Raw genomic sequence first — 26,465 nt, forward strand, 5'->3', positions numbered from 1 at the left:
TTTCCCTATGAGTGAGAAGTTGGACGACGCGCAGATCGCTGCCATGCCGTATCGGCCCTGCGTTGGAATCATGCTGATGAACGCCGAGAACAGGGTCTGGCTGGGCAAACGCGTGCCCAAGTGGGAATGTGATCTGGGGTTCGATCTCTGGCAGATGCCTCAGGGAGGCATCGATGAGGGCGAGAATCCGCGCGAAGCGGCGTTCCGCGAGCTGTTTGAGGAGGTGGGAACGCGCGAGGCCTCCATCATCGCCGACACCCAGGGTTGGCTTCATTACGATCTGCCGCGGTCGGCAATCGGCAAGGCACTGCACGGTCGCTACCGCGGCCAGCGGCAGAAATGGTTCCTGATGCGCTATGAAGGGCGCGACAGCGACTTCAATCTGATCCCGGCCGATGGCGGAGAAATCGAATTCGACGAGTGGCGCTGGGTGGATATCTCGGAGGTCACGAGTCTGGTGGTCCCCTTCAAACGCCACGTCTATGAGCAGGTCGTGGCGACGTTCGCTCCCCTCGTCAGATCGATCTGAGCCTAAGTTTCGGCGGACTTCCCTCTCGCCCTCTGCACAATTGACCAGCATTCACCCGGCAGGGGTCGGGGACAGCATCCATTGGAGCGAGAATGTCTGACAACGCCGCAATAAGCAATTCTGAGCCTGAGAAGCCGGAGTCTTCCATCTCCGCGGAGAACAAGAACGAACCGGAAATGGAGAGCGAAGTGTCGATCAATATCGGGACCATGAATTTTCACATCGACAAGGTCGTCATAGCCCAGATCGATGAATTGAATTTATCTCAGGGCTTGTCGAACCTTTTCAATATGGGTCACGGATCTTCGGCACCCCGAGCAGGCAGTGCTCCGTCGCGATCGATGAGGTCGATCGACGAAGGAGATGCTCGCCCGTCCAATTACGGCATTGAATTCCTGGATGACGGAACATCGATGTCGATCTAGGCGCCGGTCGATGCCACCCTCTTAGCCTGAAGGAGGGTGGCATCTCGCCTCAAGCTGGTTATGATGCCTCATCGCACAAGAAACTCGAGGGAAACGATGAGGAAGTTGTTCAATCGCCGCCATGTCATTGGCGCCATCGCTGCCGCCGGACTGGCCATTGGGACACCGGCCAGTGCTGCCGAATTCGTCAACATCGTGACCGGCGGAACCAGCGGCGTCTACTACCCGCTGGGCGTGGCGCTCTCGAAGCTTTACGGCGCCGCACTGCCGGATGCGAAGATTTCCGTCCAGTCGACCAAGGCATCGGTTGAAAATCTGAACCTTCTGGAAGCGGGCCGTGCGGAAGTGGCCTTCAGCCTCGGCGATGCCGTTGCCGACGCGTGGAACGGGGAAAAGGAAGCTGGCTTCCCGAATAAGCTCGAGAAGCTTCGCGCCATCGGCGGTCTGTACAACAATTATGTTCAGATCATTGCGACCGAAGCCTCCGGCATCAAGACGCTGGCTGATCTCAAGGGCAAGCGGATCTCTGTCGGTGCGCCGCGCTCCGGCACCGAGCTCAATGCTCGTGCCGTGCTGAAGGCCGCGGGTCTCACTTACGAGGATTTCAGCAAGGTCGAGTACCTGCCCTTCGGCGAATCCGTGGACCTGATGAAGAACCGCCAGCTGGATGTGACCCTGCAATCTGCGGGGCTCGGCGTCTCCTCGATCCGCGACTTGGCCACGTCAGTGCCGATCGTCGTCGTTCCGGTGCCGGCGGATGTCGTGGAGAAGATTGGCAATCCGGCATACCAGGCCGCCAATATCCCGGCGAGTACCTATGATGGCCAGTCCGCAGACGTGCCGGCGGTAGCGATCACGAACATCCTGGTGACCCGCGAGGGGGTCGCCGAAGAGACTGTCTATCTTCTCACCAAGGCCATGTTCGACCATCTGGACCAGCTGTCCATGGCGCATTCGGCTGCGAAGGCGATCAATGCAAAACAGGCCATCAAAGGCCTGCCGATCCCGCTGCATCCCGGTGCAGCCCGCTATTACAAGGAAGCGGGGATCGAATAGCGCTGACGGTTGACCTGAGCCCTTCACGGTCTCAGGAAGGTAAAGAAGAGTGCTGGTGAGCGACGCCCATGGATCGTAATCTCGAGCTTGAGGTCGAGCTTCCCGCTGAGAGCACCGATGTCAGACGCGGCGGGTCGGCCTGGGCACTCTACGCCATCGGCATCGCCTTCTCCGTCTTTCAGATATGGACCGCCGCCTACAGCCCCATCTCAAGCCTGGTTGTTCGCTCGGTCCATGTCGGCTTCCTCGTCCTGATGATCTTCGGCATCTCCGCCGAACTCACGAAAAACAAAGCCCACGCCACGCTGCTCTGGTCGCTTGGTATCCTGGGCTTTGTTCTCGGACTCTATCATTGGGTCTACGAGACCGAGATCATGCTTCGGTCTGGAATACCGTCAATGACCGATCTCGTCATCGGCGTGATCGTCATCATATTGGTCTTCGACGCGACCCGACGCCTGATGGGATGGGCGCTGCCGATCCTGTGTGGGCTGGCGCTTCTCTATGGCCTTTTCGGCGAATATCTCCCAGGCGCGCTCGCCACCCGCGGCTATGGCCTCGATCAGATCATCGAGCAGATGTTCATGGGGACCGAGGGTATCTACGGCACGCCGATCTATGTGTCTTCGACCTACATCTTCCTCTTCATCCTGTTCGGGACGTTTCTGGAACGGGCCGGGATGATCAAGCTGTTCACCGATGTGTCCATGGGGTTGGTCGGGCATCTCAAAGGCGGCCCGGCCAAAGTCTCCGTGTTCTCCTCCGGCCTCATGGGCACGATCAACGGCTCCGGTGTTGCCAATGTCGTCACGACGGGCCAGTTCACCATCCCGTTGATGAAGCGCTTCGGCTACTCCTCCGTTTTTTCCGGCGCCGTCGAGGCCACCTCCAGCATGGGTGGTCAGATCATGCCGCCGGTCATGGGCGCCGTGGCCTTCATCATGGCGGAGACCCTGGGCGTCCCCTATGTGGAAATCGTCAAGGCCGCGATCATTCCCGCTCTCCTCTATTTTGCGGCGGCCTTTTGGGCCGTCCACTTGGAGGCGGGCCACAAGAATTTGCGCGGTCTTCCGAAGGAGATGTGTCCGAGCGCTTGGGGCGCTCTCAAGGCAGGTTGGTATCTCATCCTGCCTCTGGCCATCCTCGTCTATCTGCTCTTCTCCGGATATACCCCCCTATTCTCGGGAACGGTGGGATTGGCGCTGACAATCGTTCTGATCCTCGGCGCCGCCATAGCCTTGAACCTGAGTGGCACCGCCCTTCGCGTCATATTCTGGGTGGTGCTGGGACTGCTCTGTGGGTCGTTCTTCGAATTCGGCATCACCGCTATTGGCTTGATCATCATTGCGCTCATCGCGGGCAATCTGTTCGTCAAGGGGGGCCGCGAGACCGTGCGGCTTTCGGTCGACAGCCTGGCTGAAGGGGCACGGCATGCCGTCAGCGTCGGCATCGCCTGCGCCATCGTCGGCGTGTTGATCGGCATTTTCACCCTGACGGGAGTCGCCGTTCAGTTCGCGGAAATGATTCTGGCCTTCGGTCGCAGCAGCCTGTTTCTGAGCCTCGTGCTGACGATGATCGCCTGCCTGCTCCTGGGGACGGGGCTCCCGACGATCCCGAACTACATCATCACCAGCGCCATCGCCGCCCCCGCTCTCCTGGAACTGGGTGTGCCGCTGCTGGTCTCCCATATGTTCGTCTTCTATTTCGGCATCATGGCGGACCTGACGCCGCCTGTGGCCTTGGCTGCCTTCGCCGCCGCGCCGATCGCCAGGGCATCGGGCATGGCTATCGGCTGGCAGGCCTCGAAGATCGCGATCCCGGGCTATGTCGTCCCCTTCATGGCGGTCTATGACCCAGCCCTTATGGCCCAGACCGGAGACTGGCTGGCCACGGCCTATATGGCATTCAAGGCAATCGTCTCCATCGGCCTTTGGGGCGCAGCCATGGTCGGCTTCCTCCACACGAAGCTCAACTGGCCCGAGCGTATCTGGGCCACCGCTGCTGCCTTCCTCCTCGTCCTGGCGCTTCCCATCACCGATGAGCTTGGCTTCGGTTTAGGGTTTCTCTTCATCGTCTGGCATTGGTGGCGGTCGCGCGGGGCAACCCAGAGCGAACCCGCTTGAGCCTCCTGCTGTGCCTCGTGACGGGGGCCGCTCTCACTTCGCTCGACCTTCCCAGCAATCGCTTCACCCTTGCTTGGACCCACTCGGTGGAAAAAATCCGCTGGGAGGAGGACTATGTGGCCGGAGCGCATGGGTTCACGCTCGAGAGGGCGAGAGTGCGCGGTTCGGGCGCGGGAATGGAGCCTCCGCCCGACGCGGTGAAGATTCCGGGAGGATGGTGGCAATACAGCCCCGCCGAATTGCGTCTGACTGAGGTGAATCTCGCGGCCTCGGCCTTTACGGGCGATTATGAGATTTGCGTCGAGGGGTCATGCCGTCCCCTGGGGCAACTGGTGACGATCCCGAGCGACAGCGGCGTGACCCTCCGGGTATGCGATTCCGCGACGCGGCGTGCGAAGTGATGCGGCCCGGGCTCACACGGCCGACTGAGCCAGCTTCTGTTTCTGGCGGGACATGTACCACCAGGCGAGGCTCTGGATCCTCGTTGTGAGGAAGCCGTGCGGGTCCAGTCCCCCAGCCTTGGCGACCATGGAGATCAGCCTGTCCATATGCTGTCTCTGATACACGCCCATGGCCCGCTTCTGATAGGCGTCGGCGAAGGTCTTGCGATGATAGGGGGTCTCGCTGTCCGCGGAGTAATTGGCGCAGTAGAAGGCCCCCGCGAGCTCGTCGTCATCCGCTTCGTTCACCCGCCCCACTGCAACCTTCAACCGCCCGATCCGTCCTGGCAGCTCTGAGGCGTATTTCTTGTAGATCTCGTAGAAGCAACGGTAATGGGCGAACTCGTCCGCTGCCATGAAGGTCACGATCTGCTTGAGGCAGGGCTCGTCCGTCTGATCCTTGATCGCCGTGTAGAAGGACGAGGTACCGCTTTCGACCACGCAGCGGGCGATCATTTCACCGGCTTTGGAGCCTCGCAGCGATTCATTGGCACTCGTATCGATGCTTTGGATCGTGCGAAACCGGGCGAAGGAATCTTCGAAGTCGAAGCTGGGATCGGCGAGCTTGGCCCACGCGGCTAAAGCGCGGCCGTGCTGGGCCTCTTCCTTGCCCCATTGATCGATATTCTGCTGGACGGTCTCGTCGTCGCGAAAGACGTTGGACAGATAGGTGACGTAGTCCGGCGCATTGAATTCGACGAGAGCGGCGGCCTTGACCGCCTTCAACATCTCGGGATCGACCTTGGAGCCGTCGAAGGCTCCCCAGTTAATGCGATCAAGTGTCCAGCGCATGGTACCTGGATCGCCATGCATCGATGCTGTCCTCTGGCGTCCTCCGCCCGGAGCGGGCGTGTAATCGTCTAAACCGGTGCTGATAGGGCCGCCTGCAATTGCCTGAGATGGTCGAGCACTTCCTGAGCCCGGCGCCGCTTCTCGTCGTCCTTGGCGTCCGCGACGTCTTCCGCTGCGTTCTTGAACTGCACCTCGAACGCGGCGCGATCAAGCTCTGCTAAGGGAATAGCCTCTTCAGCCAACACGGTGAGGCCCCGCGGATTGATCTCCGCAAAACCGCCGCGCAAGAAGATCTTCTCCGGCGCACCGCTCTCCTTGCGGATCACAAGCAGACCGGGCTTCAACGTGGCGACCAAGGGAGCATGGCGCACGAGAACGGTGAACTCTCCCTCGCTGCCGGGGACCGTAACTTCGGCGACCTCACCGGAGAAAAGCAGTCTCTCCGGTGACACGAGTTCGAAATGCAGCAATTCAGCCATTAGCCGGCGATCCTTTTGCCGTCACGCTTCAGACAAACGGCTCAGGCCGCTTCCGCCGCAAGGCGCTCGGCCTTTTCGACGGCTTCCTCGATCGTGCCAACCATGTAGAAGGCCGATTCCGGCAAGTGATCATACTTGCCTTCGCACAAGCCACTGAACCCTTTGATGGTGTCTTCGAGGTTGACGAACTTACCGGGCGAACCGGTGAAGATTTCGGCCACGAAGAAGGGCTGCGACAGGAAACGCTCGATCTTGCGGGCGCGACTGACCACGAGCTTGTCTTCTTCCGACAGCTCATCCATGCCGAGAATGGCGATGATGTCCTGGAGCGCCTTGTAACGCTGCAGGATCTCCTGAACGCGGCGGGCGGTGCCGTAATGCTCGTCGCCGATGACGCGGGCATCCAGCATGCGCGAGGTGGAGTCCAGCGGATCCACGGCCGGATAGATGCCCTTCTCGGCAATCGAGCGCGAAAGCACGGTCGTCGCGTCCAAGTGAGCGAAGGAGGTCGCAGGCGCAGGGTCGGTCAAGTCGTCGGCCGGCACGTAGATGGCCTGCACCGAAGTGATCGAACCCTTCGTCGTCGTCGTGATGCGCTCCTGCAGGGCGCCCATGTCGGTCGCCAGTGTCGGCTGATAGCCCACGGCCGAGGGAATGCGGCCGAGCAGAGCGGACACTTCCGAGCCCGCCTGGGTGAAGCGGAAGATGTTGTCGACGAAGAACAGCACGTCCTGCCCCTGGTCGCGGAAATCCTCGGCGATCGTGAGGCCCGACAGCGCGACGCGGGCGCGGGCTCCGGGGGGCTCGTTCATCTGGCCGAAGACGAGGGCGCATTTGGAGCCTTCGCCGCCGCCCTTCTTGTTCACGCCGGACTCGATGAACTCGTGATAGAGGTCGTTCCCCTCGCGGGTCCGCTCGCCGACGCCGGCGAACACCGAGTAACCGCCGTGAGCCTTGGCGACGTTGTTGATCAGTTCCTGAATGAGCACGGTCTTGCCCACGCCGGCACCGCCGAACAGGCCGATCTTGCCGCCCTTGGCGTAAGGCGCGAGGAGGTCGACGACCTTGATCCCGGTGACGAGGATCTCGGCTTCGGTCGACTGGTCGACGAAGGGAGGAGCCGCCTGGTGAATGCCGCGCGTATACTCATGCGGCACGGGGCCGGCTTCATCGACGGGCTCGCCGATCACGTTCATGATGCGGCCGAGCGTGCCCGGTCCCACCGGCACCGAGATCGCGGCTCCGGTATCCCGCACCAGATGGCCACGCACGAGGCCTTCGGTGGAGTCCATGGCGATCGTCCGCACGGTGCTTTCGCCCAGATGCTGCGCCACTTCCAGGACGAGACGGCTGCCGTTGTTGTCGGTTTCCAGCGCGTTCAGGATTTCCGGCAGATGACCTTCAAACTGAACGTCGACGACGGCGCCCGTCACCTGACGGATACGGCCGGTCGGGTTGTTCGGCATCTTTGCCTCGGGGTTCTTCGGCTTGCTGGTCTTCTTGAGGGTCGTTGTCATCGGTCAATCCCTGCCTGTATTCGTTTTGCTCGCGCGCTTCCCTGGAGAAACTCGCGCCCTTGAGCGCCTTATACCGCTTCGGCACCCGAAATGATTTCGATCAGTTCCTTGGTGATCATCGCCTGGCGGGTGCGGTTGTAGCGCAGCGTCAGCTTGTTGATCATGTCACCGGCATTGCGGGTCGCGGCATCCATGGCCGACATCCGCGCACCCTGCTCCCCGGCGGCGTTCTCGAGCAGCGCCCGGAACACCTGCACGGACAGGTTCCGAGGCAGCAGGTCTGCCAGGATCTCGGTTTCTTCGGGCTCATACTCGTAGATGGCGCCGCCCAAATCCAGCGCGGGGCCCCCGGCCGCTTTCGCCGGCGGCACGCGCACCGGAATCAACTGCAGCGCAGTCGGCTTCTGCGTAATGACGTTCTTGAACTCGGAATAGAAGAGAGTGGCGACATCGAACTCGCCAGCCTCGAACATCGACAGAACCCGGCGGGAGACCTCCTGGGCCTCAGTGAAGCCGACGCGGCGAACGGTGCGGAAGTCGATCGTATCCACGATCTGGGGCCCGAACGTCCGGCGCAGCATGTCCCGGCCTTTCCGGCCGACGCACAGGATCTTGACCGTCTTGCCCTCGCGGGTCAGGCGCATGGCATGATCCCGGGCGAGCTTCGCGATGTTGGAGTTGAAACCACCGCAGAGCCCGCGCTCCGCCGTCACCACGACGAGAAGATGGACCTGATCCTTGCCTGTGCCGGAGAACAGCACGGGTGCATCCTCGCGGCCTTCCAGGCCGGTTGCCAAATTGGCGAGGACTGCATCCATCCGCTCGGCATAGGGGCGTGCGGCTTCGGCAGCCTCCTGCGCACGGCGCAGCTTGGCTGCAGCCACCATCTGCATCGCCTTGGTGATCTTCTGCGTCGAGCGGACGCTGGTGATCCGGTTCCTGAGTTCTTTCAAGCTCGGCATCTAGGCCGCTTTCCTTGTGCTCGATTGCCGATGGGTCTCAGGCGGCGAAAGACTTCGAGAAGCTCTCGACCGCGGCCTTCAGTTTCTCGGTCGTCCCCGCACTCAGCTCCTTCTCGGTGCGGATGGCGTCGAGAATTTCGTTGTGGCGATCATGCATGAACCGCAGGAACTCTTCCTCGAAGGCACGGATCTGATTGACCGGCAGCTTGTCGAGATAGCCGTTCACGCCGGCATAGATCACGACCACCTGCTCCTCGACCGCGAGAGGCGAGAATTGCGGCTGCTTCAGAAGTTCGGTCAAACGCTGTCCGCGTGCCAGCAAACGCTGAGTCGAGGCATCGAGGTCGGAGCCGAACTGGGCGAAGGCAGCCATTTCGCGATACTGCGCGAGCTCGCCTTTGATTCGGCCGGCAACCTGCTTCATGGCCTTGATCTGGGCTGCTGAGCCCACGCGGGACACGGACAGACCGACATTCACCGCGGGACGAATGCCCTGATAGAACAGATCCGTCTCGAGGAAGATCTGGCCGTCGGTGATCGAGATGACATTCGTCGGGATATAGGCCGAGACGTCGTTCGCCTGGGTTTCCACCACGGGCAACGCCGTGAGCGAACCGCCGCCGAGGGAGTCGTTCAGCTTCGCGGCACGCTCGAGCAGGCGGGAATGGAGATAGAAGACGTCGCCCGGATAGGCTTCGCGTCCAGGCGGACGGCGCAGCAGCAGGGACATCTGCCGATAGGCGACGGCCTGCTTGGACAGATCGTCATAGGCAAGCAGGGCATGCATGCCGTTGTCGCGGAAGAACTCGCCGATGGTGCAGCCCGTATAGGGAGCCAGATACTGCATCGGGGCCGGCTCGGACGCCGTGGCGGCAACCACCACGGAATATTCGAGAGCGCCGTTCTCCTCCAGGGTCTTCACCAGCTGGGCGACGGTCGAACGCTTCTGGCCGCAGGCCACGTAGACGCAATAGAGCTTCTGGCTCTCTTCGCCGCGCTGGTTGATGTTCTTCTGGTTGAGGATGGTATCGAGAATGATCGCCGTCTTGCCGGTCTGGCGATCGCCGATGATCAGCTCACGCTGGCCCCGGCCGATCGGGATCAGGGCATCGATGGCCTTGAGGCCGGTCTGCATCGGCTCGTTCACCGACTTCCGCGGGATGATGCCCGGCGCCTTGACGTCGACGCGCTTGCGGACGTCGGAAGCGATGGGACCCTTGCCGTCGATGGGATTCCCGAGCGCATCGACGACGCGGCCGAGCATGCCCCGTCCGACGGGAACTTCCACGATGGCGCCGGTGCGCTTGACGGTATCGCCTTCCTTGATCTCTCGGTCGGAGCCAAAGATCACGATGCCGACATTGTCGACTTCAAGGTTCAAGGCCATGCCGCGCACGCCGTTGGTGAATTCCACCATCTCGCCGGCCTGCACATTATCCAAGCCATAGACGCGCGCGATGCCGTCACCGACCGACAGGACCTGGCCGACCTCGGAGACTTCGGCTTCACGGCCGAAATTCTTGATCTGCTCCTTGAGGATCGCAGAAATTTCCGCGGGACGGATTTCCATCACCCAACCTCTTTCATAGCAATGCGAAGATTTTGAAGTTTTGTTCGTAGCGAATTGTCGATCATCCGGCTTCCGATCTTCACGATCAGGCCGCCAATGATGTCGGGGTCGACTTTGGTCTCGAGCATGATGTCGCGCCCGGAGCCGGTTTTCAGCGTTTCCTTGATGCGCGTCACCTGCTCGTCGGAGAGCGGTTCGGCAGAAGTCACCTCGGCGGTCTCTTCACCGCGGTGGGCCGCCAGCAACTTGCGATATCCGGCGATCATGTCGCTGATGGCAAAGAGGCGGCGATTGCGGGCGACGAGCGAAATGAAGTTTGCGGTCAACCCGGTAATGCCGGCGGCGCTGAGCACGGCGCCGATTGCCCGCGACTGTTCGTCAGGCGTGAAAACCGGGCTTCGAACGAGCCGCCTGAGCTCGTTGGACTCCTCCATGAGTGCCGAAAACCGCCTGAGGTCCTCCGCAACGGCATCGAATTGCCCATCGGACTGCGCCAGCTCGAAAAGAGCCGTCGCGTAACGCCCTGGCATTCCTTCTACTGTCGAACCCGTTCCCGCCACCTTGAACCGTCTCTTTACATGGTTCCGACCGGTTCGCGCATTCTTGAACGGCGATACCAACGGACTGATTTAACTTGGTAATCTTACGAAGGAACAGGCGTGTAGCTTAGCGTTCCCCGTCTTGGGCTCCATCTAACACAGGAAGTAGGCCCTGGCAACGCAGGCAAGACGCCTGATTGTCGCAACAATAAGGCCGGTCCCATAGAATGCTTACAGGAAACTGTATGGATCGATGTCCACATCCACCCGCAGCGAGCCTCTCGGCTTCACAGGCGCCAGCCATGTGGCAAGAAACGCCTGGATATTGAAGTCTCGCCCCGCCTCGACGAGGAACCTGAAACGGTATCGGCTTCGCACCAGGGCCATGGGGGCCGGCGAGGGGCCGTAGACGCGAGCGCCCTGCGCGGTGGGGATCAGACGCGCGAGGTCTTTGGCGAACCGTTCGGTTTCGATTTGATCCCGGCCCGACACGATCAGGGCGGCCAGTCGCCCATAGGGCGGGAGGCCCCCCCCTTGGCGGATCTGCTTTTCCTTGGCCAGAAAACCGTCCCGATCCCCCTCTTTCAGGGCCTTCATCAAGGGATGGTCGGGCATATAGGTTTGGATGATCGCTCGGCCCGGCAAAGCCTCCCGGCCTGCCCGCCCCGCCACCTGGGTCAGCAGCTGGTAGGTCCGCTCGGCCGCCCGCGGATCTGCGGTGCTGAGGGCGAGATCCGCATCGACCACTCCCACCAGAGTGAGGCCGGGAAAGTGATGGCCCTTGGCGACCAGCTGTGTTCCGATGATGATGTCGAAACGGCGCTCCGCTATCGCACGGATGACGTCGCGCAGGCCAAAACCCCGCAGAAGATCGCTGGAGAGGAGGGCGATCCGCGCAGTGGGAAACCGCTCGGCAACCTCTTCGGCCAGACGTTCTACGCCTGGTCCACAGGGGACGAGGCTGTTTTCTGTTCCGCATGACGGGCAGGCCTCCGGCACCGGCTCGTCATGCCCACAGTGGTGGCACAGCAATCTGCGGCGGAAGCGGTGTTCGACCAGCCAGCTGTCGCAGTTCGGACACTGCATGCGATGCCCACAGACTCGGCACAGAGTGACGGGCGCATACCCTCGACGGTTCAGGAACAGCAGAACCTGCTCGCCATCACCCAGGGTCTTGACGACCTCCGCCACCAGCGGCTCGGACATCCAGCGGCCGCGCTCCAGGGCCGCGCTGCGCATGTCCATGAGATCGACCGAGGGCAGCAGAGCGGCTCCGTGCCGTGCCGTCAGGGCGACGTAGCGGTAACGGCCACGATCCACATTCGCCAGGGATTCCAACGATGGCGTCGCCGATGACAAGATGACCGGGAACTGCCCGAGCGATCCGTAGACCACGGCCATGTCGCGGGCATGGTAGGTGACCCCCTCTTCCTGTTTGAACGCGGATTCGTGTTCCTCGTCGACCACGATCAATCCGAGATTGCGGAACGGCAGGAACAAAGCCGACCGCGCGCCGATCACAATCTTGGCATCGCCCGAGGCTATGCCGCGCCACACCCTCTCCCGCTCGGTCGATTTGAGGGCGGAATGCCACTCCGCCGGCTCTGCCGCGAACCGCTCCTCGAGCCGCCGGATGAATTCGGAGGTGAGGGCGATCTCGGGCAAGAGGATAAGGACCTGGCGTCCTGCGGCAATCGTGGCGGCCACCGCCTCGCAATAGACTTCGGTCTTGCCCGCACCGGTCACACCGTCCAGCACGGTGACTGAGAAGGCCCGTTCGGCCACGGTGGCGCGCAGGATCTTTGCGGCAGCGGCCTGTTCCTTGGAGAGGCCCCGATGCGCCTGCGCCTGCGGCACGCCGAAATCACGGTCGGCGGGAAAGGGCTCCGGCACCAGCGTGCCGGAGGCGACCAGGCCTCTGATCACTGCGGATGTTACGCCGGCCTCTTCGGCGAGTTCGTTCGATCGCCACAGCAGGCCGTTTGAGGCGACGTCGATGACGCGCTGCCGCTGCGGTGTCATCCGCTGGGGAGGCAATCCGACATACCGGTACCCCGTTTGCATCCGCGGATCGCCGAGAGCGGCTGGCGAGCGCAGGCACATCCGCAGGACCATGCCCGCAGGCACGAGATTATAGGCCGCCACCCAGTCGACGAAGCGACGATGAACCTCGGCCATGGGTGGGGCATCGTAGCGCTCGCGGACAGCCCGCAAGCGCGGCCCGCCAGGCTCGTTCGTCGCGAGCGCAGGCCCACTCCAGATGACGCCGATCATGTCGCGCGGGCCCAGCGGCACGCGGACATAGTCCCCGGGCTGCAGCTCCATGCCGGACGGCACCAGATAGGAGTAGGCGCTCGAAAGGGCGAGAGGCAGGAGCACTTCGACGCGCAACTGCCCCGCCGCGCTCTCAACTTCATTTTCCGCCGTATCGACCTGCATGGATGCAACCTGATCGCAACGGCCTCTTAATTCAATGCGCTCATGATCGTTGTGAACACCCAGTCAGGTGGACGCGCCCTCCACCCAGTGCAACTGAGTCTCCATGACGATTGCCACGACTCCCGACATTTTGATTCTGTCCATGCCGGCGTGCCCGGACGCTGCCGGGGAAGTGTCGGCTTGGTTTGACTATCTCAAGGGCGAAAAGCGATCCTCACCGCAGACGCTCGTCGCCTACCACCGGGACATGCGCCAGTTTTTCGGCTTTCTGGCGGAGTATTTGGGGGAGCCCGCCTCGATCAGCATTTTGGCCGAGCTTCGGACCGCCGATTTCAGATCCTTCCTCGCGTCGCGTCGTCGGTCGGGTGTGGAGAGCCGCAGTCTCGCCCGACAGCTTTCCTCCATCCGGGGGCTATACCGCTTTCTTGAGCGCAAGGGTGTGCTCGACAATGCCGCTCTCGGCGCCGTGCGTTCGCCGAAGATTGCCCATTCGGTGCCGAAGCCGCTCAACCTGACGGCCGCCAGGCGGCTGGTCTCAGGCGAGGCTGACGAGGAGGATGGTGAGACCCTCCCCTGGGTGAAGGCGCGGAATGTCGCCGTCCTCACACTTCTCTATGGCTGCGGCCTGCGGATTTCGGAAGCTCTCGGCCTGAACCGCAATGAAGCCCCCGGTCCCGCACAGGACATCCTCACCATCACCGGAAAGGGCAACAAGACCCGCATTGTCCCCGTGCTGCCGATCGTACGGACCGCCATTGAGGCCTATCTTGCCCTCTGTCCCGCTGGCAAAGCGGCCAATGGCCCGCTGTTCGTCGGAGTGCGCGGTGCTCGCCTCAACCCGCGGATCGTGCAGCGCCTGATCGAGCGGCTCAGAGGCGCCTTGGCTCTCCCGGAGACGGCGACGCCCCATGCGTTGCGGCATTCCTTCGCCACGCATCTCCTCGGGGCTGGAGCCGACTTGCGCTCAATCCAGGAATTGCTGGGCCACGCAAGTCTGTCCACCACGCAGATCTATACCGAAGTCGATCGCGCCCACCTCCTTAGGCAATATGAGACCGCTCACCCGCGGGCGTAGCACTTCATTTCAAGGAAGAGTGAACCTCGGGCGCTTGTGAAGTGTTGTGCTCGTGTTAGTCTGAAGGTTCTTCCCCATGATGATGGAGAGACGCATGATGAAATCGACCGTCTTCGCCCTGGCAATCGCGGCGTCTGCCGTCTCGTTTGCCGCGGGTGCGCATGCCTGCAGCTATCAGAAGAATGTCCAGGCCTCGAGCGCGCCCATGACAGTGGCGGAAGTGCCCGCGCCGATGACTCCGGCACCGTCCAGCACGTCTACGCAATAAGCTTTTTCTTCAAGTCTTCAGCCGGGTTTTTGGCAGGACTGCCGAACCCGGCTTCTTTGTGCCGCGCTTTTCGCCGACCGCAAACCTCTCTATGACTGTCCTCGTAACGGGGAGAGTTCATGATGCTTGCGGACATCGCGCCGGTTCCGTCCGACGAAAAGCTGCCTGAGCGTGCCGATGTCGTCATCATCGGTGGCGGCATCATCGGCGCTTCGCTTGCTCTTTTTCTGGCCGAGCGCAAAGTCTCGGTCGTGCTCTGTGAGAAAGGGATCATCGCCGGCGAGCAGTCCAGCCGGAACTGGGGCTGGTGCCGCCAGATGGGGCGCGATCCCCGCGAAATCCCGCTGATTATCGAATCCCTCGGCCTCTGGCGCCAGATGAACGAGCGCATTGGCGAGGAGACCGGCTTCCGCACCACGGGCATACTTTACCTCGCCAAGACCGACCAGGATCTGGAGGGCCATCAGGCATGGATGAAGCATGCCCGGGCCTATCAGCTCGATTCGCAAATCATTGACGGAAAGCGGGTTGCCGAGCTGATCCCGCAATCTGCGACCAGCTGGAAGGGTGCGCTTTATACCCCGAGTGACGGAAAGGGCGAGCCGTTCATCGCCGCGCCCGCGATCGCCCGTGGCGCGCAGAAGCAGGGAGCGAAGATTTTTACGCGTTGTGCGGTCCGCGGCATCGAGCGCGAGGGGGGTCGCATCTCCGGAGTGGTGACGGAAAAGGGCCGCATCGCCTGCTCGCAGGTCGTTCTTGCCGGCGGCGCATGGTCCGGAGTGTTTTGTCGATCCTTAGGACTGAGGCTGCCCCAGTTGAAAGTGCTCTCATCGGTGCTGAGGACGACACCGGTCGACGGCCCCGTGCCGTCCGCGTGGGCTCCGGGCTTTGCGTATCGGAAGCGCGCCGACGGAGGCTACACCGTCGCCCATGGTGACGTGACCGTGCCGGAGCTCGTGCCCGACAGTTTCCGCTTCTTCTTCGACTATCTGCCGATGCTGAAGATGGAATGGAAGAGCCTGCGGCCGCGGCTCAGCGAGCGTTTCATGGAGGAGTGGAACACTCCGAAGAGCTGGGCGCTCGACAAGGAGAGCCCCTTCGAGCGCATCCGCACCTTCGACCCCAAGCCGCTCCCACACGTGCTGGATGATGCGATGAAGCATCTGCGAGCAGCGTTCCCGCTGTTCGATTCAGTGAAGGTGGCCGACAGTTGGGCAGGCTATATCGATGCAATGCCCGATGCCGTGCCGGTTATCTCGCCCATCGACCAGATCCCCGGCTTCTTCGTCGCAACGGGCTTTTCGGGCCACGGCTTTGGGATCGGCCCGGGGGCGGGGAGGCTCATGGCGGACCTGGTCACCGGCTCCACGCCGATCGTGGATCCGACACCCTTCCGGTTCACGCGCTTTTCCGATGGGACAAAAATCGCGCCCTCGACCGGCGTTTAGACCTACCAGCCCTGGATGAGTCGCGGTGCACCGCTCTGGGCGCTCGCCGCACTGACTCTGAAGGCCTCCGGCACCGAATCATTGCCGTCGAAGAAAACGTACTTCTTGTCCTGCACTCCGACGACGGGCGGGTACTGATGCTTTTCGAAGAAGTCGTAGCCCTGCTTCAGGTTGGCCCAGAAGGGGTACCACTTGTTGGTCTTCCGGAACGCCATGTTGTCGGCGGTCATCTTGAAGGGATAGGCCGAGATCGGAAACTCACGTTGGCCCGCGATGAAGGCCTCTCGTGCCAGGGCAAAGATTTCTGACACCGCGTCGTCCGTCATGGCATAGCAACCGGCCGAGCGGCAGCCGCCATGGACCATGAGAGCAGTGCCCGTCCGGTCATTGGCTTTGTCGAAGGCATTGGGATAGCCGATGTTGAACGAAAGGTGATAGGCGCTCTTCGGATTCATCTGTGCCGGGGTGACCACATAGTAGCCCTCCGGCGCTTGCCGATCGCCTTCCTTCACCTTGGGTCCGAGGTCGCCCGACCAGTTGCAGACATTATAGGTCTTGAAGAAGGTGTAGGTGCCGGAGCCATTGGCCATCCACACCTCGAATTCGGATTCCTGCTTGAAGATCCGTACATACATCGCTGCACCGGGCTTCAAACCCTTGGCGGCGAGCAAGGCCCTGGCCTCTTCCGACAACGGCTTCATGGCCTTGTCGGGCTCCGTACTCATTTTGCACCCGGCGAAGGCGAGTCCGCCAAACACCAGGACCAGCATTTTCACTAACAAGCGTAACGTCACGGCGGCGAACACCCTTTTCCCCCGGCGGGGAGAGCCTGCGCGAAACCTATTATGAAAGCATTAACTTTGCGGAGGGCGAATGGCAATGCGATCCCACGTCCCACCGACAGCGAATGCTTCTGCTACAAGTTCCTGCCGATGGCCAGGAACTTCTCACGGCGCGCCCGGCGCAGTTCGTCGGGATTGAGGTGGCGCAGGCGCAGCAAGTTGGAGGAAATGGCCTCGCCGACCGCCGTCATCGCCTCGTCGGGTGAGCGATGAGCCCCCCCGACCGGCTCGTGAATGATGTCGTCGATCACGCCCAGCCGCTTCAAGTCGTCTGCTGTGATCTTCATCGCCGTTGCCGCATCCTTCGCGCGCGTCGAATCGCGCCATAGGATGGATGAAGCGCCTTCAGGGGAAATCACCGAATAGATCGCATGCTCGAGCATGAGCACGACATTGGCCGTCGCCAGGGCCACGGCGCCGCCGGACCCGCCTTCCCCGATGATGATGGAGATGAGGGGCACCCCGACCCGCAGGCAGCATTCGGTCGACCGGGCGATCGCTTCGGCTTGGCCCCGCTCTTCGGCGCCGATGCCGGGATAGGCGCCGGCGGTGTCGATGAAGCTGATGATGGGCAGGGAAAAGCGATCGGCCATTTCCATCAACCGAACGGCTTTGCGATACCCTTCCGGTCTGGCCATGCCGAAATTGTGATTGAGCCGTGAGGCCGTATCCGCGCCCTTCTCGTGACCGATGATGAGCACCGACTCGCCTTGGAAGCGAGCAGGACCGCCGATGATCGCGCGATCCTCGGAAAACTTGCGGTCGCCCGACAAGGGCGTGAAGTCAGTGAACAGGAAGCGGGCATAGTCGACGAAATGCGGCCGCTCGGGATGCCGCGCCACCTGCATCTTTTGCCAGGGCTGCAGACTGTCATAGATCTGCGTCAGGCTGCGGGAGACTTTTTGCTCGAGTTGCCGGACCTCTTCGTCCATCTGGATCGAATTGCCCTCGGCGCCGATCGCCTTCAATTCGGCGATCTTGCCTTCGAGCTCGGCGATCGAGCTTTCGAAGTCAAGAAAGGTTCGCATATTCTTCAGTGATCCTTGAGCGTCGCGCGTTTCTTCGAAGAAGCCTCTGCAAAGCGGCCGGACAGTGGCGGCCAAGCCTGCAGATGTCAACTCGGCAGCGGCGAATGGGCTAATGGGTGCTGCGACAGAACTTGTTTCAGCCGCTCCGCCAGCACGTGAGTATAGATCTGCGTGGTCGAAATGTCTGCATGCCCCAGCATTTGCTGTACGGCGCGGAGATCGGCGCCTCCGGCGAGCAGGTGGCTGGCAAAGGCATGGCGCAGGACATGGGGTGAAATCCTCGCGGGGTCGATGCCGGCGCGGGCTGCCAAGCCTTTCAATTCGAGGGCAAAATACTGCCGGGTCAGATATCCGCTGCTGCCTTGTGACGGAAACAGCCAGCCCTGATCCGGCGTTCCGTTCTTGCCCTGGCGCAGCAGGCCGATATAGGTCTGAAGCGCCTCTCTTGCCTTGGAATTCAGCGGCACCAGCCGCTCTCGCCCGCCCTTGCCGCGAATGGTGAGGAAGCGGTCGTCGGTCTGCACCGTCTTCAATGTGAGGCTGACGAGCTCCGAGACGCGCATGCCCGTGGCGTAAAGAAGCTCCATCAGGCAATTCATCCGCACGGCCCGGAACTGATCGGGCTTCAGCCGGGCCTGCGTCACTTCTTCGCGAGCCAATGCCAAGAGGCGATCGACCTCTTCGACCGAAAGGATCTTGGGCAACGGCCGCCGCGCTCCGGGGCTCTCGAGGACGCTGCTGGGATCGTCGTCGCGCAGACCCTCGGCATAGAGAAACTTGTGAAATTGACGCAGGGCCGAGAGCCGTCTCGAACTGGTTGCCGCAGACAGACCATTGGCCTCTAGGCTGGAAAGATAGGCGCGCAGGTCGTCACTGGTCGCGCGCCCGATGATCTGCTTGCGCTGCGTGAGAAACACCCGGTAATCGGAAAGATCCCGCTGATAGGCATCGAGCGTGTTGCGCGCCGCGCCGCGTTCCGCGCTGAGCATCTCGAGAAAACCCTCGATCAGGCGCCCATCGCGGGCGCCCTCAACGGAAGAGGCGTTCATTCGGGACGAGCTTTACGACCTCGCTCTGTTCGGGGCGCATTGTCGCCAGCGTATAGACCGCGCCATACGCGATTCCAGCCAAACATCCCAAGATCAATAAGAAGCGCAAACTGCCGGGCATGAACCTCACACTCCAATGTGCCCGAATTATACAGTGTATTTGTTAAGTTCGCATAGACAGACATAAACGCCTTGGCAACCCTGAGACATTCCGCACTGCGGAGGCCCTTGCCCTTTTCGATTTGGAACAGGCGGTTTACAACGGACGCGAGGGACGAGGTTTTCAAAGCGATGAGCGTCGCAGGCGTGGGGCAGGTCCCCAGAGATCATAATGGTGTGACCGAGGCGCTAGGGTCCCGCAGCATTGTGCTGATCGGGCTCATGGGTGCGGGCAAGACCACCGTGGGCCGCCGCCTTGCTCAGCGCTTGGGGCTGCCTTTCGTCGATGCGGATCAGGAAATCGAAGCCGCCGCCGGCAAGACCATTCCCGAGATCTTTGCCGATCATGGAGAGGCCTATTTCCGGGAGGGCGAACGTCGGGTCATCGGGCGCCTGATGCTCAGGGGTCCTCAGGTGCTGGCCACGGGCGGCGGTGCTTTCATGGATCCGGCGACGCGAGCCGCCATTGCAGAGCATGGCGTCCCCATCTGGCTCCGCGCTGACTTGCCGCTGCTAATGAAACGGGTTCGCCGGCGCTCCAACCGACCGTTGCTGAACAACGAAGACCCGGAAGGGGTCATGAAGCGCCTTATGGATGAGCGATATCCGGTTTATTCGCAGGCTCGCTTCGTCGTTGACAGCAGGGACGTGCCGCACGACCTGATCGTCAACGAAATTCTGCGGCTTCTGGCCGAGACGCAATCTTTTGAGAGTTAACCAATCCATGAACGCCGAAGCAGAGACGGGTCTCGTTTCGCCGACTGAGGTCGTCGGCGTCGAATTGGGCCGGCGTCGCTATGACATCCATATAGGATCCCACCTCCTGGAACGCGCCGGCGAACTGGTGGAGCCGATTCTCGCCCGTCCGCGGACTGCGATCGTGACGGACGAGACTGTGGCGGAGCTGCACCTTCGGCGCCTGCAGGAGGGGCTCAGCGCCCGTGGCATCGAGGCGAAGGCGATCGTCCTGCCGGCGGGAGAACGAAGCAAGAGCTTCGCCACCCTGGAGGTGCTGTGCGACGGACTGCTCCAGGCCGGGATCGAACGGCGGGACCATGTGATCGCCCTAGGCGGCGGCGTGATGGGCGATCTGGTCGGCTTCGCCGCGGCGATCCTGAGGCGGGGCGTGCGGTTCATTCAGATACCGACGACGCTCCTGGCGCAGGTCGATTCATCCGTTGGGGGCAAGACCGGCATCAACGCCAAAGCGGGCAAAAACCTCATCGGAGCATTTCATCAGCCGGATCTGGTCATCGCCGATACCAGCCTGCTTGACACCCTCCCGCCTCGTCAGTTTCGGGCAGGCTATGCGGAAGTCGTGAAATACGGTCTGCTCGGCGATCGCGGCTTCTATGATTGGCTCGATGCGCACCTGGAGAATATCGTCAATCAGGATGGAGCCGATCGCCTCCACGCCATTGCAACATGCTGCCGGGCGAAAGCGGAAATCGTGGTGGAGGATGAGTTTGAGACGGGACGTCGTGCCCTTCTGAACCTGGGCCACACCTTTGGCCACGCCCTGGAGGCGGCAACGGGCTATTCCGACCGGTTGATCCATGGTGAAGCGGTGGCAATCGGCACGGCCCAGGCCTTTCGCTTCTCGGAACGTCTGGGGCTCTGTGCAGGAGGAACGGCACTTCGCGTTGAAACGCATCTGCGAAGGGCGGGCCTCCCGATCGACGTTTCTGCGATTCCTGGTGATTTGCCGGGGGCAGGAGAGCTTGTTGAGATCATGCGCCAGGACAAGAAGGCGATCGCGGGAAAGCTCACCTTCATCCTCGTCCGTGGCATCGGTGAGGCTTTTGTCAGCCGCGACGTCGATGAAGGCGATGTGAGACGTTTTCTGGAGGAGGAATTGGCGGGGCGCCAATCAGCGAGAGGGTGAGGTTGCGACGCCTGGCCGAGCCGGCTTCCTCATTCCTCCCCGGGGACGCGTGCGGTAATCGCCAAAGCGTGTACCCGGTCTCGCAACTCTTCGGACAGAGCGCGATTGACCATGCGATGCCGCTCGATCGGCCGCTTGCCGACGAAGGCATCTGAGACGATTGAAACCCGAAAGTGAGTTTCGCCTCCCGGACGATGGCCCTGATGTCCAGCGTGCAGATCCGATTCGTCCAGGATTTCCAGCTGATTCGGACCGAACTCCCGCGTCAGTTTCTCTCTGATCGATGCTGCCACTCGGCCGGTTGCCGTCATATCGATGCCCACCTGCGTGAAGAAACCTATCGTAGAGGATGTAGGGGTTCTATGAGAGGCTTGTCCAGAGGGCTGATCGTCGCCTTGCAGCGCTCAATCCACATACCCATAATCGCCGGACCATGAAACTCGACTCGAAATATTTTGATCGCATTCGCGTAAAGCCGAACAAGGACCGCACCGCGCAGGCCAATGGGCCGCGTTGCGAATGGCCTGACTGTGGAGCTCCCGCGACCCATCCCGCCCCCAAGGGGCGCGGCAAGGATGGCGAGTACCATCAGTTCTGCTTTGACCATGTGCGGGAATACAATTCCTCCTATAATTATTTCAAAGGCATGCGCGACAACGAATTCATCGATTATCAGCGTGACGCCTTGCATGGCCACCGGCCCACTTGGAAGATCGGGTCCAACCCCTGGTCTTCACAGAAGGCCGAGCAGAGAGCCCGCCGTGCCGGCGGCTTTCGCTATAATCAGGAATTCTATGATCCCCATGAGGTGTTCGGCAGCGGCGCCGCCTACACGGCGGATCCTTCGCGCCCGACGCGTCAGGTCCGCAACGCCGAGCGGAAGGCTCTCGACGTGATGGGATTGGACGAGAATGTCACGGCCGAAGAGGTCAAGGCGCAGTTCAAATTGTTGGTGAAACGCCATCATCCGGACGCCAATGGCGGGAGTCGGGAGGGCGAGGACAAGCTTAGGGCGGTGATTAATGCCTACAACTATCTCAAATCTGCAGGATTTTGCTGAGACGGCGGCGGTTTGACGCTTGCGGGCGGTACCGTGGCCGGACTACACATCGTCATCCGAGAGTACCACCTTAGGTCTTGAACCCTCGCAGCCGCGCCAGACACCGGGTTGGGCGCAATCGAACGCTCAGGAAGGATTTCGATGAACCCTCAGGTAAATGGGGAAGTGGCCGGCACGCCAGACATGAAGGTTTCTGTCCGTCAGGTCTTTGGCTTGGACAGCGACTTGGAAGTGCCAGCCTTCTCACAGACCAGCGAGCATGTGCCTGATCTGGACGAGGACTACTTGTTCAATCGCGAGACCACGCTCGCGATCCTCGCCGGCTTTGCGCACAATCGTCGTGTGATGATTACGGGCTACCATGGGACGGGAAAATCCACCCATATCGAGCAGGTGGCGGCGCGGCTGAACTGGCCTTGCGTCCGCGTCAACCTCGACAGCCACATCAGCCGAATCGATCTTGTCGGGAAGGACGCCATCGTTCTGCGCGAGGGCAAGCAGGTGACGGAGTTCCGCGAGGGCATCCTGCCCTGGGCGCTGCAGACCAACACCGCTCTTGTCTTCGACGAGTATGATGCCGGCCGTCCGGACGTCATGTTCGTCATTCAGCGCGTGCTGGAAGTCTCCGGCAAGCTCACGCTTTTGGACCAAAACCGGGTGATCCGTCCGCATCCTTCGTTCCGGCTGTTCTCGACGGCGAATACCGTCGGTCTGGGCGATACATCGGGACTTTACCACGGCACCCAGCAGATCAATCAGGGCCAGATGGACCGCTGGAGCATCGTCACCACCTTGAACTACCTGCCGCTGGAGCAGGAGAATTCGATCGTGCTGTCGAAATGCAAGAGCCTGGACAATCCGCAGGGCCGTAAAGTTGTGACGGATATGGTGCGCCTGGCCGACATGACCCGCTCAGCCTTCATGAACGGTGATCTCTCAACCGTCATGAGCCCGCGCACGGTGATCACCTGGGCAGAGAACACCGAGATATTCCGTGATCGGGGCTTTGCCTTCCGGGTGACCTTCTTGAACAAATGCGACGAGCTCGAGCGCGGCTTGGTGGCTGAGTTCTACCAGCGATGCTTCGGCGAGGAGCTGCCGGAATCGACCGCGCATGTGGGACTCTCTTGATATCGGAGGTTTTCCGGTAAGACATGGCTACGGACAAGGAAGCACCCTCCGCCCCGTTTAAGCGCGCCCTCTCTCTGGCGATGCGAACCATTGCCCACGAGCCGGAACTCCAGGTCACCTTCGGTGGCGAGGCGCCGGGTCTTTCGGGCACGCGGGCTCGGCTTCCCCAAGTCGACCATGACCTCGATCCGGCCAATGTCGCGGTGACGCGTGGCGTTGCGGATTCATTTGCCTTGCGCCTCGCCAACCACAACAACGATGTCCACAGCCGCTATCGTCCCGAAGGACGCAATGCCCGTGCCGTGTTCGAGGCCGTGGAGCAGGCGCGCGTCGAGGCGATCGGAGCGCGGGACATGCGCGGCATGGCGGATAACCTCACCGCCATGCTGGATGACCGGTACCAGAGACGATCGGTCTCCCAGGTGCGCGACCGCAAGGAAGCACCCCTCGACGAAGCCGTGGGGCTCCTTGTGCGGGAGAGGCTCACAGGGGCCGAACCGCCCGACAATGCGCGTCTGCTGGTCGATCTCTGGCGCCCCTGGATCGAGGAGAAGGCGGGTGCGCGCCTTGATGGCCTCACCAATGCGCTGACCGATCAGACGGCCTTCGCGCGCCTGACCCGAGATATCATCGCTTCACTCGATATGGCCGACGAGCTCGGGCAGGATCCGGATGAGGGCGAGGAAAATTCCGAGGATGGAGAGACGGCCGAAGGCAGCGAGCCTGACCAGGGCCAGGAGAGTGACGGCGAGGAGTCGGAGGACTCCCAGAGTGACGATGTCCAGGACGCCCAGGGCGAGCTTGAGAGCAGTGATCAGCAGACGACCGACGCGGATGTCGAGGAGGTCCCGGAAGACGGTGAATCCGAAGAAGCTCCCGACGGCAGCGAGCCTTGGCGTCCTCAACTCCCCTTCTCCAGCGCGAACAACGAGGACTTCTACAAAGTCTTCACTCCGGCTTTCGACGAGGAAATAGCAGCGGAAGACCTGTGCGACGCCGACGAGCTCCAAAGGCTGCGCAACTATCTGGACAAGCAGCTGGCGCACCTCCAGGGCGTGGTCGCACGCTTGGCGAATCGACTGCAGCGTCGTCTCCTCGCCAAGCAGAACCGCTCCTGGGACTTTGACTTGGAGGAAGGCATTCTGGACGCTGCGCGCCTGTCGCGCGTGATGACCGATCCCATGCACCCCTTGTCGTTCAAGATGGAGCAGGACACGAATTTCCGTGACACGGTGGTGACGCTGCTGTTGGACAATTCCGGGTCCATGCGCGGCCGCCCGATCACGGTGGCGGCGACCTGCGCGGATATATTGGCGCGCACGTTGGAGCGGTGCGGCGTGAAGGTCGAGATCCTGGGCTTCACCACCCGGGCCTGGAAGGGCGGTCAGGCCCGCGAGCGGTGGCTCGCCTCGGGCAAGCCGGCAGTGCCGGGGCGACTGAACGATCTCCGACACATCATCTACAAATCGGCCGACATGCCCTGGCGTCGCGCCCGCCGTAACCTCGGCCTGATGATGCGCGAAGGGCTGCTGAAGGAGAACATCGACGGCGAAGCGCTGATCTGGGCGCATAACCGCTTGCTCGGCCGACGGGAGCAGCGACGCATCCTGATGGTGATCTCAGACGGCGCTCCGGTCGATGATTCCACCTTGTCGGTCAATCCGGGCAACTACCTGGAGCGGCACCTCCGGCAGGTCATCAACGACATCGAGACGCGTTCGCCGGTGGAGCTGATCGCCATCGGCATCGGCCATGACGTCACCCGCTACTATCGCCGGGCTGTGACCATCGTCGATGCCGAGGAGCTCGGAGGAGCCATGACGGACAAGTTGGCCGAGCTGTTCGATGACGACGCTCCCTTACCCCAGGGGCGTTCGATGCGGCCACGCAGGAAAAAAGTCGCGTGATGTCGTCGTCGCCGTTTTCGGTTCCGCTAAACTGAGGTTGTACCGCCTCGTCTTCTCAGCCTGTTGGGGTCCTATGCGCCGCCTGCTCGGGTCGTTTCTGCTCGTCGGACTTCTTCTGGTCTCTCTGAACGCACATTGGGCCTCCGGGCAGGAAACTGCCCCAGGTCCTATTGCCCTCAGTTTCAGGCCCATCGATTTCGTGGTGGGTGCCCCCGAGGAGACTCGTTTCGGCAAGCTGGAATGGCGTGGCGGTCTGCAGATCAGCAGCACTGATCCCCGCTTTGGCGGCTTTTCAAGTCTGGCCGTCTCAAGCGACGGCGACCGGCTCCTGTCCACCAGCGACCAGGGTTGGTGGCTGAAGCTCGGCCTGAAATATGATGCTGGAGGCAAGCTCGCCGGCGTTGAGAATGGCGAAATGGCCGCCATTTTGGACAAGGATGGCAACCCCTATCAACGTAAATATGAACGTGATACCGAAGCGATGACCCCCTTGTCCGACAAGGGCATTGATGGGCCCGTCGCAGTTGGTTTTGAAAGCAAGGTGCGTATCGATCGCTACGACATCGGCGCCGAAGGCTTTGCCGCTCGACCGCAGCCGGTCGATGTGACGATCCCGAAGATGATGAAGAACGGTCCGGGCAATGCCCAGCTGGAGGCGATGGCCCGCTTCCCCTCGGGAAAAATGGCCGACAAGCTGGTCGCCATCAGTGAGGCCAATCTCGACAAGGCCGGCAATATTAGAGCCTGGCTGTTGGACAAGCGGAAGTCTGTCGCCTTTGCGGTCGAGAGGCTCGAGACTTTCAAGATCACCGACGTGGCCGTGCTGCCGAACCAGGATCTGGTCACGGTCGAGCGGGATTTTTCGGCCACCGAGCGACGCCTCCGGATGGCCATCCGGCGCTTCTCCTCGTCTGATATCGCAGAGGGAAAGACGATCAAGGGCGAGATTCTGATGAAGGCGGAGTGGCCCCGCACCAGCATCGACAATATGGAGGCACTCGCCACCTATCGATCAGCCGATGGCGAGCAGCGCCTTCTCGTTATGTCGGATGACAACTACAATGGATTCCTGCAGCGAACGCTTCTTCTGCAGTTTGCTCTCAAAGATTGAGGCTAGGCGTTGCCGGTGCGGACGGCTTCGAGCGGAGGAATCAACCGCCGCAGCGCCGCGAAGGGGACGAGCAGGATGACGGCGACGAGCAGCTTCACCAACAGGTCGCCGAATGCCCATCCGACCCATATGGGGAGTTCAAGGCTTGCGGAGCCGATGCCATAAACCGCCAGGGGCAGGCCGGTCGCTGCGAACGCAAGTGAAAAGAAGATCACGGTATCGAGCAACGAGCCCATCACCGATGAAACCAGCGGTGGCTTCCACCAGGCCTCGCGCCGGAGCCGGTTGAACACCAGAACGTCCAGCAATTGCGCACAGAGAAACGCCGTGCCCGACGCCAGGGCGATCCGCGGCGTCGCCAGAAGGATCGACAGCAGCACGGCAAGGCCGAAGCCGACATAGACCACATGCCGCGCGCGCTCTGGGCCGAAGCGGCGGTTCGTCAGTTCAGTGACGAAAAAGCTCAGCGGATAGGTGAACGCGCCCCAGGTCAGAAGCTCGCCCAGCCCGAAAGGCGTGAACGGGTATTGGACCAGAACATTGGAGGCGGCGACGACGGCGACCATGGCCGCCACCGGAACAATCAGCTGGGTCGCGGATTGCCGTAAAGCGGCCATCGCTCCTGCCTCCC

The 26,465-nt window shown here is 61.8% G+C and carries 26 protein-coding genes; 14 read left to right on the top strand and 12 right to left on the bottom strand.

Annotation, left to right across the window (positions count from 1 at the left end; all coding sequences use genetic code 11):
• Positions 1–7 precede the first annotated feature (7 nt).
• From FKM97_RS03505 to FKM97_RS03525, 5 genes are all read left to right on the top strand, one after another.
• A complete protein-coding gene (locus FKM97_RS03505) occupies positions 8–529 on the top strand; it encodes an RNA pyrophosphohydrolase (protein ID WP_143957721.1) in 522 nt (173 codons plus the stop codon).
• Positions 530–621: 92 nt separating this feature from the next.
• Positions 622–954 carry a hypothetical protein gene (locus FKM97_RS03510; protein WP_143957722.1) on the top strand — a complete coding sequence of 111 codons (333 nt, stop codon included), beginning with the start codon at positions 622–624 and terminating at the stop codon, positions 952–954.
• 105 nt (positions 955–1,059) lie between these two features.
• Positions 1,060–2,010, top strand: coding sequence for a TAXI family TRAP transporter solute-binding subunit (locus FKM97_RS03515; protein WP_428977890.1), 951 nt, complete (start codon positions 1,060–1,062; stop codon positions 2,008–2,010).
• A gap of 68 nt (positions 2,011–2,078) precedes the next feature.
• Entirely contained in the window at positions 2,079–4,133 is a 2,055-nt protein-coding gene (locus tag FKM97_RS03520; RefSeq protein ID WP_143957724.1) for a TRAP transporter permease, read from the top strand.
• Entirely contained in the window at positions 4,130–4,534 is a 405-nt protein-coding gene (locus FKM97_RS03525) for a DUF1850 domain-containing protein (protein WP_143957725.1), read from the top strand. Before FKM97_RS03520 ends, FKM97_RS03525 begins: the two co-directional genes overlap by 4 nt.
• Positions 4,535–4,546: 12 nt before the next feature.
• On the opposite strand, the gene FKM97_RS03530 is transcribed toward FKM97_RS03525, so the two are convergent.
• The 7 genes from FKM97_RS03530 to FKM97_RS03560 form a co-directional block, all read right to left on the bottom strand.
• Positions 4,547–5,386 (bottom strand): ferritin-like domain-containing protein, encoded by an 840-nt coding sequence (locus FKM97_RS03530; RefSeq protein WP_246104910.1) that lies wholly within the window; start codon positions 5,384–5,386, stop codon positions 4,547–4,549.
• A 47-nt stretch (positions 5,387–5,433) separates the two neighbouring features.
• Positions 5,434–5,844, bottom strand: a complete 411-nt coding sequence (locus FKM97_RS03535; protein WP_143957726.1) for a F0F1 ATP synthase subunit epsilon — start codon at positions 5,842–5,844, stop codon at positions 5,434–5,436.
• Positions 5,845–5,885: 41 nt separating this feature from the next.
• The gene (atpD, locus tag FKM97_RS03540; RefSeq protein WP_143957889.1) at positions 5,886–7,310 is read right to left on the bottom strand and encodes a F0F1 ATP synthase subunit beta; all 1,425 of its coding nucleotides are present in this window, start codon (positions 7,308–7,310) and stop codon (positions 5,886–5,888) included.
• Between the two features lie 119 nt (positions 7,311–7,429).
• Positions 7,430–8,323 (bottom strand): F0F1 ATP synthase subunit gamma, encoded by an 894-nt coding sequence (locus FKM97_RS03545; protein WP_143957727.1) that lies wholly within the window; start codon positions 8,321–8,323, stop codon positions 7,430–7,432.
• A gap of 37 nt (positions 8,324–8,360) precedes the next feature.
• Entirely contained in the window at positions 8,361–9,893 is a 1,533-nt protein-coding gene (atpA, locus tag FKM97_RS03550; RefSeq protein ID WP_143957728.1) for a F0F1 ATP synthase subunit alpha, read from the bottom strand.
• Positions 9,893–10,453: a F0F1 ATP synthase subunit delta gene (locus FKM97_RS03555; RefSeq protein ID WP_143957729.1), complete on the bottom strand. Its 561-nt coding sequence runs from the start codon at positions 10,451–10,453 to the stop codon at positions 9,893–9,895. Before FKM97_RS03555 ends, atpA begins: the two co-directional genes overlap by 1 nt.
• Before the next feature lie 210 nt (positions 10,454–10,663).
• Positions 10,664–12,871: a primosomal protein N' gene (locus FKM97_RS03560; protein WP_143957730.1), complete on the bottom strand. Its 2,208-nt coding sequence runs from the start codon at positions 12,869–12,871 to the stop codon at positions 10,664–10,666.
• Positions 12,872–12,974: 103 nt separating this feature from the next.
• Here FKM97_RS03560 and FKM97_RS03565 point away from each other — a divergent pair, with 103 nt between their 5' ends.
• The 3 genes from FKM97_RS03565 to FKM97_RS03570 all read left to right on the top strand — a co-directional run bounded on the left by FKM97_RS03565 (position 12,975) and on the right by FKM97_RS03570 (position 15,662).
• Complete coding sequence (locus tag FKM97_RS03565) at positions 12,975–13,946, top strand: tyrosine recombinase XerC (RefSeq protein WP_143957731.1); 972 nt, start codon at positions 12,975–12,977, stop codon at positions 13,944–13,946.
• Between the two features lie 94 nt (positions 13,947–14,040).
• The gene (locus FKM97_RS26195; RefSeq protein WP_170240723.1) at positions 14,041–14,214 is read left to right on the top strand and encodes a hypothetical protein; all 174 of its coding nucleotides are present in this window, start codon (positions 14,041–14,043) and stop codon (positions 14,212–14,214) included.
• Between the two features lie 122 nt (positions 14,215–14,336).
• Positions 14,337–15,662 carry an NAD(P)/FAD-dependent oxidoreductase gene (locus tag FKM97_RS03570; RefSeq protein ID WP_143957890.1) on the top strand — a complete coding sequence of 442 codons (1,326 nt, stop codon included), beginning with the start codon at positions 14,337–14,339 and terminating at the stop codon, positions 15,660–15,662.
• 2 nt (positions 15,663–15,664) lie between these two features.
• Here the strand turns inward: FKM97_RS03570 and FKM97_RS03575 are convergent, their stop codons facing one another.
• The 3 genes from FKM97_RS03575 to xerD all read right to left on the bottom strand — a co-directional run bounded on the left by FKM97_RS03575 (position 15,665) and on the right by xerD (position 18,581).
• The gene (locus FKM97_RS03575; RefSeq protein ID WP_143957732.1) at positions 15,665–16,387 is read right to left on the bottom strand and encodes a L,D-transpeptidase family protein; all 723 of its coding nucleotides are present in this window, start codon (positions 16,385–16,387) and stop codon (positions 15,665–15,667) included.
• Between the two features lie 191 nt (positions 16,388–16,578).
• A complete protein-coding gene (locus FKM97_RS03580; protein ID WP_143957733.1) occupies positions 16,579–17,532 on the bottom strand; it encodes an acetyl-CoA carboxylase carboxyltransferase subunit alpha in 954 nt (317 codons plus the stop codon).
• An 86-nt stretch (positions 17,533–17,618) separates the two neighbouring features.
• Positions 17,619–18,581: a site-specific tyrosine recombinase XerD gene (xerD, locus tag FKM97_RS03585; RefSeq protein ID WP_143957734.1), complete on the bottom strand. Its 963-nt coding sequence runs from the start codon at positions 18,579–18,581 to the stop codon at positions 17,619–17,621.
• 291 nt (positions 18,582–18,872) lie between these two features.
• Between xerD and FKM97_RS03590 the strand changes: the two genes are divergently transcribed.
• Both FKM97_RS03590 and aroB read left to right on the top strand, forming a co-directional pair.
• On the top strand, positions 18,873–19,457 hold the full coding sequence (locus FKM97_RS03590) for a shikimate kinase (RefSeq protein WP_143957735.1): 585 nt from the start codon (positions 18,873–18,875) through the stop codon (positions 19,455–19,457).
• 7 nt (positions 19,458–19,464) lie between these two features.
• Positions 19,465–20,625: a 3-dehydroquinate synthase gene (gene aroB / locus FKM97_RS03595; protein WP_143957736.1), complete on the top strand. Its 1,161-nt coding sequence runs from the start codon at positions 19,465–19,467 to the stop codon at positions 20,623–20,625.
• A 29-nt stretch (positions 20,626–20,654) separates the two neighbouring features.
• Here the strand turns inward: aroB and FKM97_RS03600 are convergent, their stop codons facing one another.
• Positions 20,655–20,936 carry a BolA family protein gene (locus FKM97_RS03600; RefSeq protein ID WP_143957737.1) on the bottom strand — a complete coding sequence of 94 codons (282 nt, stop codon included), beginning with the start codon at positions 20,934–20,936 and terminating at the stop codon, positions 20,655–20,657.
• Positions 20,937–21,058: 122 nt separating this feature from the next.
• Here FKM97_RS03600 and FKM97_RS03605 point away from each other — a divergent pair, with 122 nt between their 5' ends.
• The 4 genes from FKM97_RS03605 to FKM97_RS03620 all read left to right on the top strand — a co-directional run bounded on the left by FKM97_RS03605 (position 21,059) and on the right by FKM97_RS03620 (position 25,834).
• Positions 21,059–21,685: a J domain-containing protein gene (locus FKM97_RS03605; RefSeq protein WP_143957738.1), complete on the top strand. Its 627-nt coding sequence runs from the start codon at positions 21,059–21,061 to the stop codon at positions 21,683–21,685.
• A gap of 141 nt (positions 21,686–21,826) precedes the next feature.
• Positions 21,827–22,816, top strand: coding sequence for a cobaltochelatase subunit CobS (gene cobS, locus FKM97_RS03610; protein WP_143957739.1), 990 nt, complete (start codon positions 21,827–21,829; stop codon positions 22,814–22,816).
• Positions 22,817–22,839: 23 nt separating this feature from the next.
• Entirely contained in the window at positions 22,840–24,723 is a 1,884-nt protein-coding gene (gene cobT / locus FKM97_RS03615; protein ID WP_143957740.1) for a cobaltochelatase subunit CobT, read from the top strand.
• A 73-nt stretch (positions 24,724–24,796) separates the two neighbouring features.
• On the top strand, positions 24,797–25,834 hold the full coding sequence (locus FKM97_RS03620) for an esterase-like activity of phytase family protein (RefSeq protein ID WP_170240724.1): 1,038 nt from the start codon (positions 24,797–24,799) through the stop codon (positions 25,832–25,834).
• Positions 25,835–25,836: 2 nt separating this feature from the next.
• On the opposite strand, the gene FKM97_RS03625 is transcribed toward FKM97_RS03620, so the two are convergent.
• Positions 25,837–26,451 (bottom strand): queuosine precursor transporter, encoded by a 615-nt coding sequence (locus FKM97_RS03625; protein ID WP_143957742.1) that lies wholly within the window; start codon positions 26,449–26,451, stop codon positions 25,837–25,839.
• Positions 26,452–26,465: the final 14 nt, after the last annotated feature.

Source organism: Rhodoligotrophos appendicifer (assembly GCF_007474605.1).
GTDB classification, from domain to species: Bacteria; Pseudomonadota; Alphaproteobacteria; order Rhizobiales; family Im1; genus Rhodoligotrophos; species Rhodoligotrophos appendicifer.

Coding starts and splice junctions, on each gene's coding strand:
- FKM97_RS03505 (WP_143957721.1), top strand. CDS start 8: ATGAGTGAGAAGTTGGACGACGCGCAGATCGCTGCCATGCCGTATCGG.
- FKM97_RS03510 (WP_143957722.1), top strand. CDS start 622: ATGTCTGACAACGCCGCAATAAGCAATTCTGAGCCTGAGAAGCCGGAG.
- FKM97_RS03520 (WP_143957724.1), top strand. CDS start 2,079: ATGGATCGTAATCTCGAGCTTGAGGTCGAGCTTCCCGCTGAGAGCACC.
- FKM97_RS03530 (WP_246104910.1), bottom strand. CDS start 5,386: ATGCATGGCGATCCAGGTACCATGCGCTGGACACTTGATCGCATTAAC.
- FKM97_RS03535 (WP_143957726.1), bottom strand. CDS start 5,844: ATGGCTGAATTGCTGCATTTCGAACTCGTGTCACCGGAGAGACTGCTT.
- atpD (WP_143957889.1), bottom strand. CDS start 7,310: ATGCCGAACAACCCGACCGGCCGTATCCGTCAGGTGACGGGCGCCGTC.
- FKM97_RS03545 (WP_143957727.1), bottom strand. CDS start 8,323: ATGCCGAGCTTGAAAGAACTCAGGAACCGGATCACCAGCGTCCGCTCG.
- atpA (WP_143957728.1), bottom strand. CDS start 9,893: ATGGAAATCCGTCCCGCGGAAATTTCTGCGATCCTCAAGGAGCAGATC.
- FKM97_RS03560 (WP_143957730.1), bottom strand. CDS start 12,871: ATGCAGGTCGATACGGCGGAAAATGAAGTTGAGAGCGCGGCGGGGCAG.
- FKM97_RS03565 (WP_143957731.1), top strand. CDS start 12,975: ATGACGATTGCCACGACTCCCGACATTTTGATTCTGTCCATGCCGGCG.
- FKM97_RS26195 (WP_170240723.1), top strand. CDS start 14,041: ATGATGAAATCGACCGTCTTCGCCCTGGCAATCGCGGCGTCTGCCGTC.
- FKM97_RS03570 (WP_143957890.1), top strand. CDS start 14,337: ATGCTTGCGGACATCGCGCCGGTTCCGTCCGACGAAAAGCTGCCTGAG.
- FKM97_RS03575 (WP_143957732.1), bottom strand. CDS start 16,387: ATGAGTACGGAGCCCGACAAGGCCATGAAGCCGTTGTCGGAAGAGGCC.
- FKM97_RS03580 (WP_143957733.1), bottom strand. CDS start 17,532: ATGCGAACCTTTCTTGACTTCGAAAGCTCGATCGCCGAGCTCGAAGGC.
- xerD (WP_143957734.1), bottom strand. CDS start 18,581: ATGAACGCCTCTTCCGTTGAGGGCGCCCGCGATGGGCGCCTGATCGAG.
- FKM97_RS03590 (WP_143957735.1), top strand. CDS start 18,873: ATGAGCGTCGCAGGCGTGGGGCAGGTCCCCAGAGATCATAATGGTGTG.
- aroB (WP_143957736.1), top strand. CDS start 19,465: ATGAACGCCGAAGCAGAGACGGGTCTCGTTTCGCCGACTGAGGTCGTC.
- FKM97_RS03600 (WP_143957737.1), bottom strand. CDS start 20,936: ATGACGGCAACCGGCCGAGTGGCAGCATCGATCAGAGAGAAACTGACG.
- FKM97_RS03605 (WP_143957738.1), top strand. CDS start 21,059: ATGAAACTCGACTCGAAATATTTTGATCGCATTCGCGTAAAGCCGAAC.
- cobS (WP_143957739.1), top strand. CDS start 21,827: ATGAACCCTCAGGTAAATGGGGAAGTGGCCGGCACGCCAGACATGAAG.
- cobT (WP_143957740.1), top strand. CDS start 22,840: ATGGCTACGGACAAGGAAGCACCCTCCGCCCCGTTTAAGCGCGCCCTC.
- FKM97_RS03620 (WP_170240724.1), top strand. CDS start 24,797: ATGCGCCGCCTGCTCGGGTCGTTTCTGCTCGTCGGACTTCTTCTGGTC.
- FKM97_RS03625 (WP_143957742.1), bottom strand. CDS start 26,451: ATGGCCGCTTTACGGCAATCCGCGACCCAGCTGATTGTTCCGGTGGCG.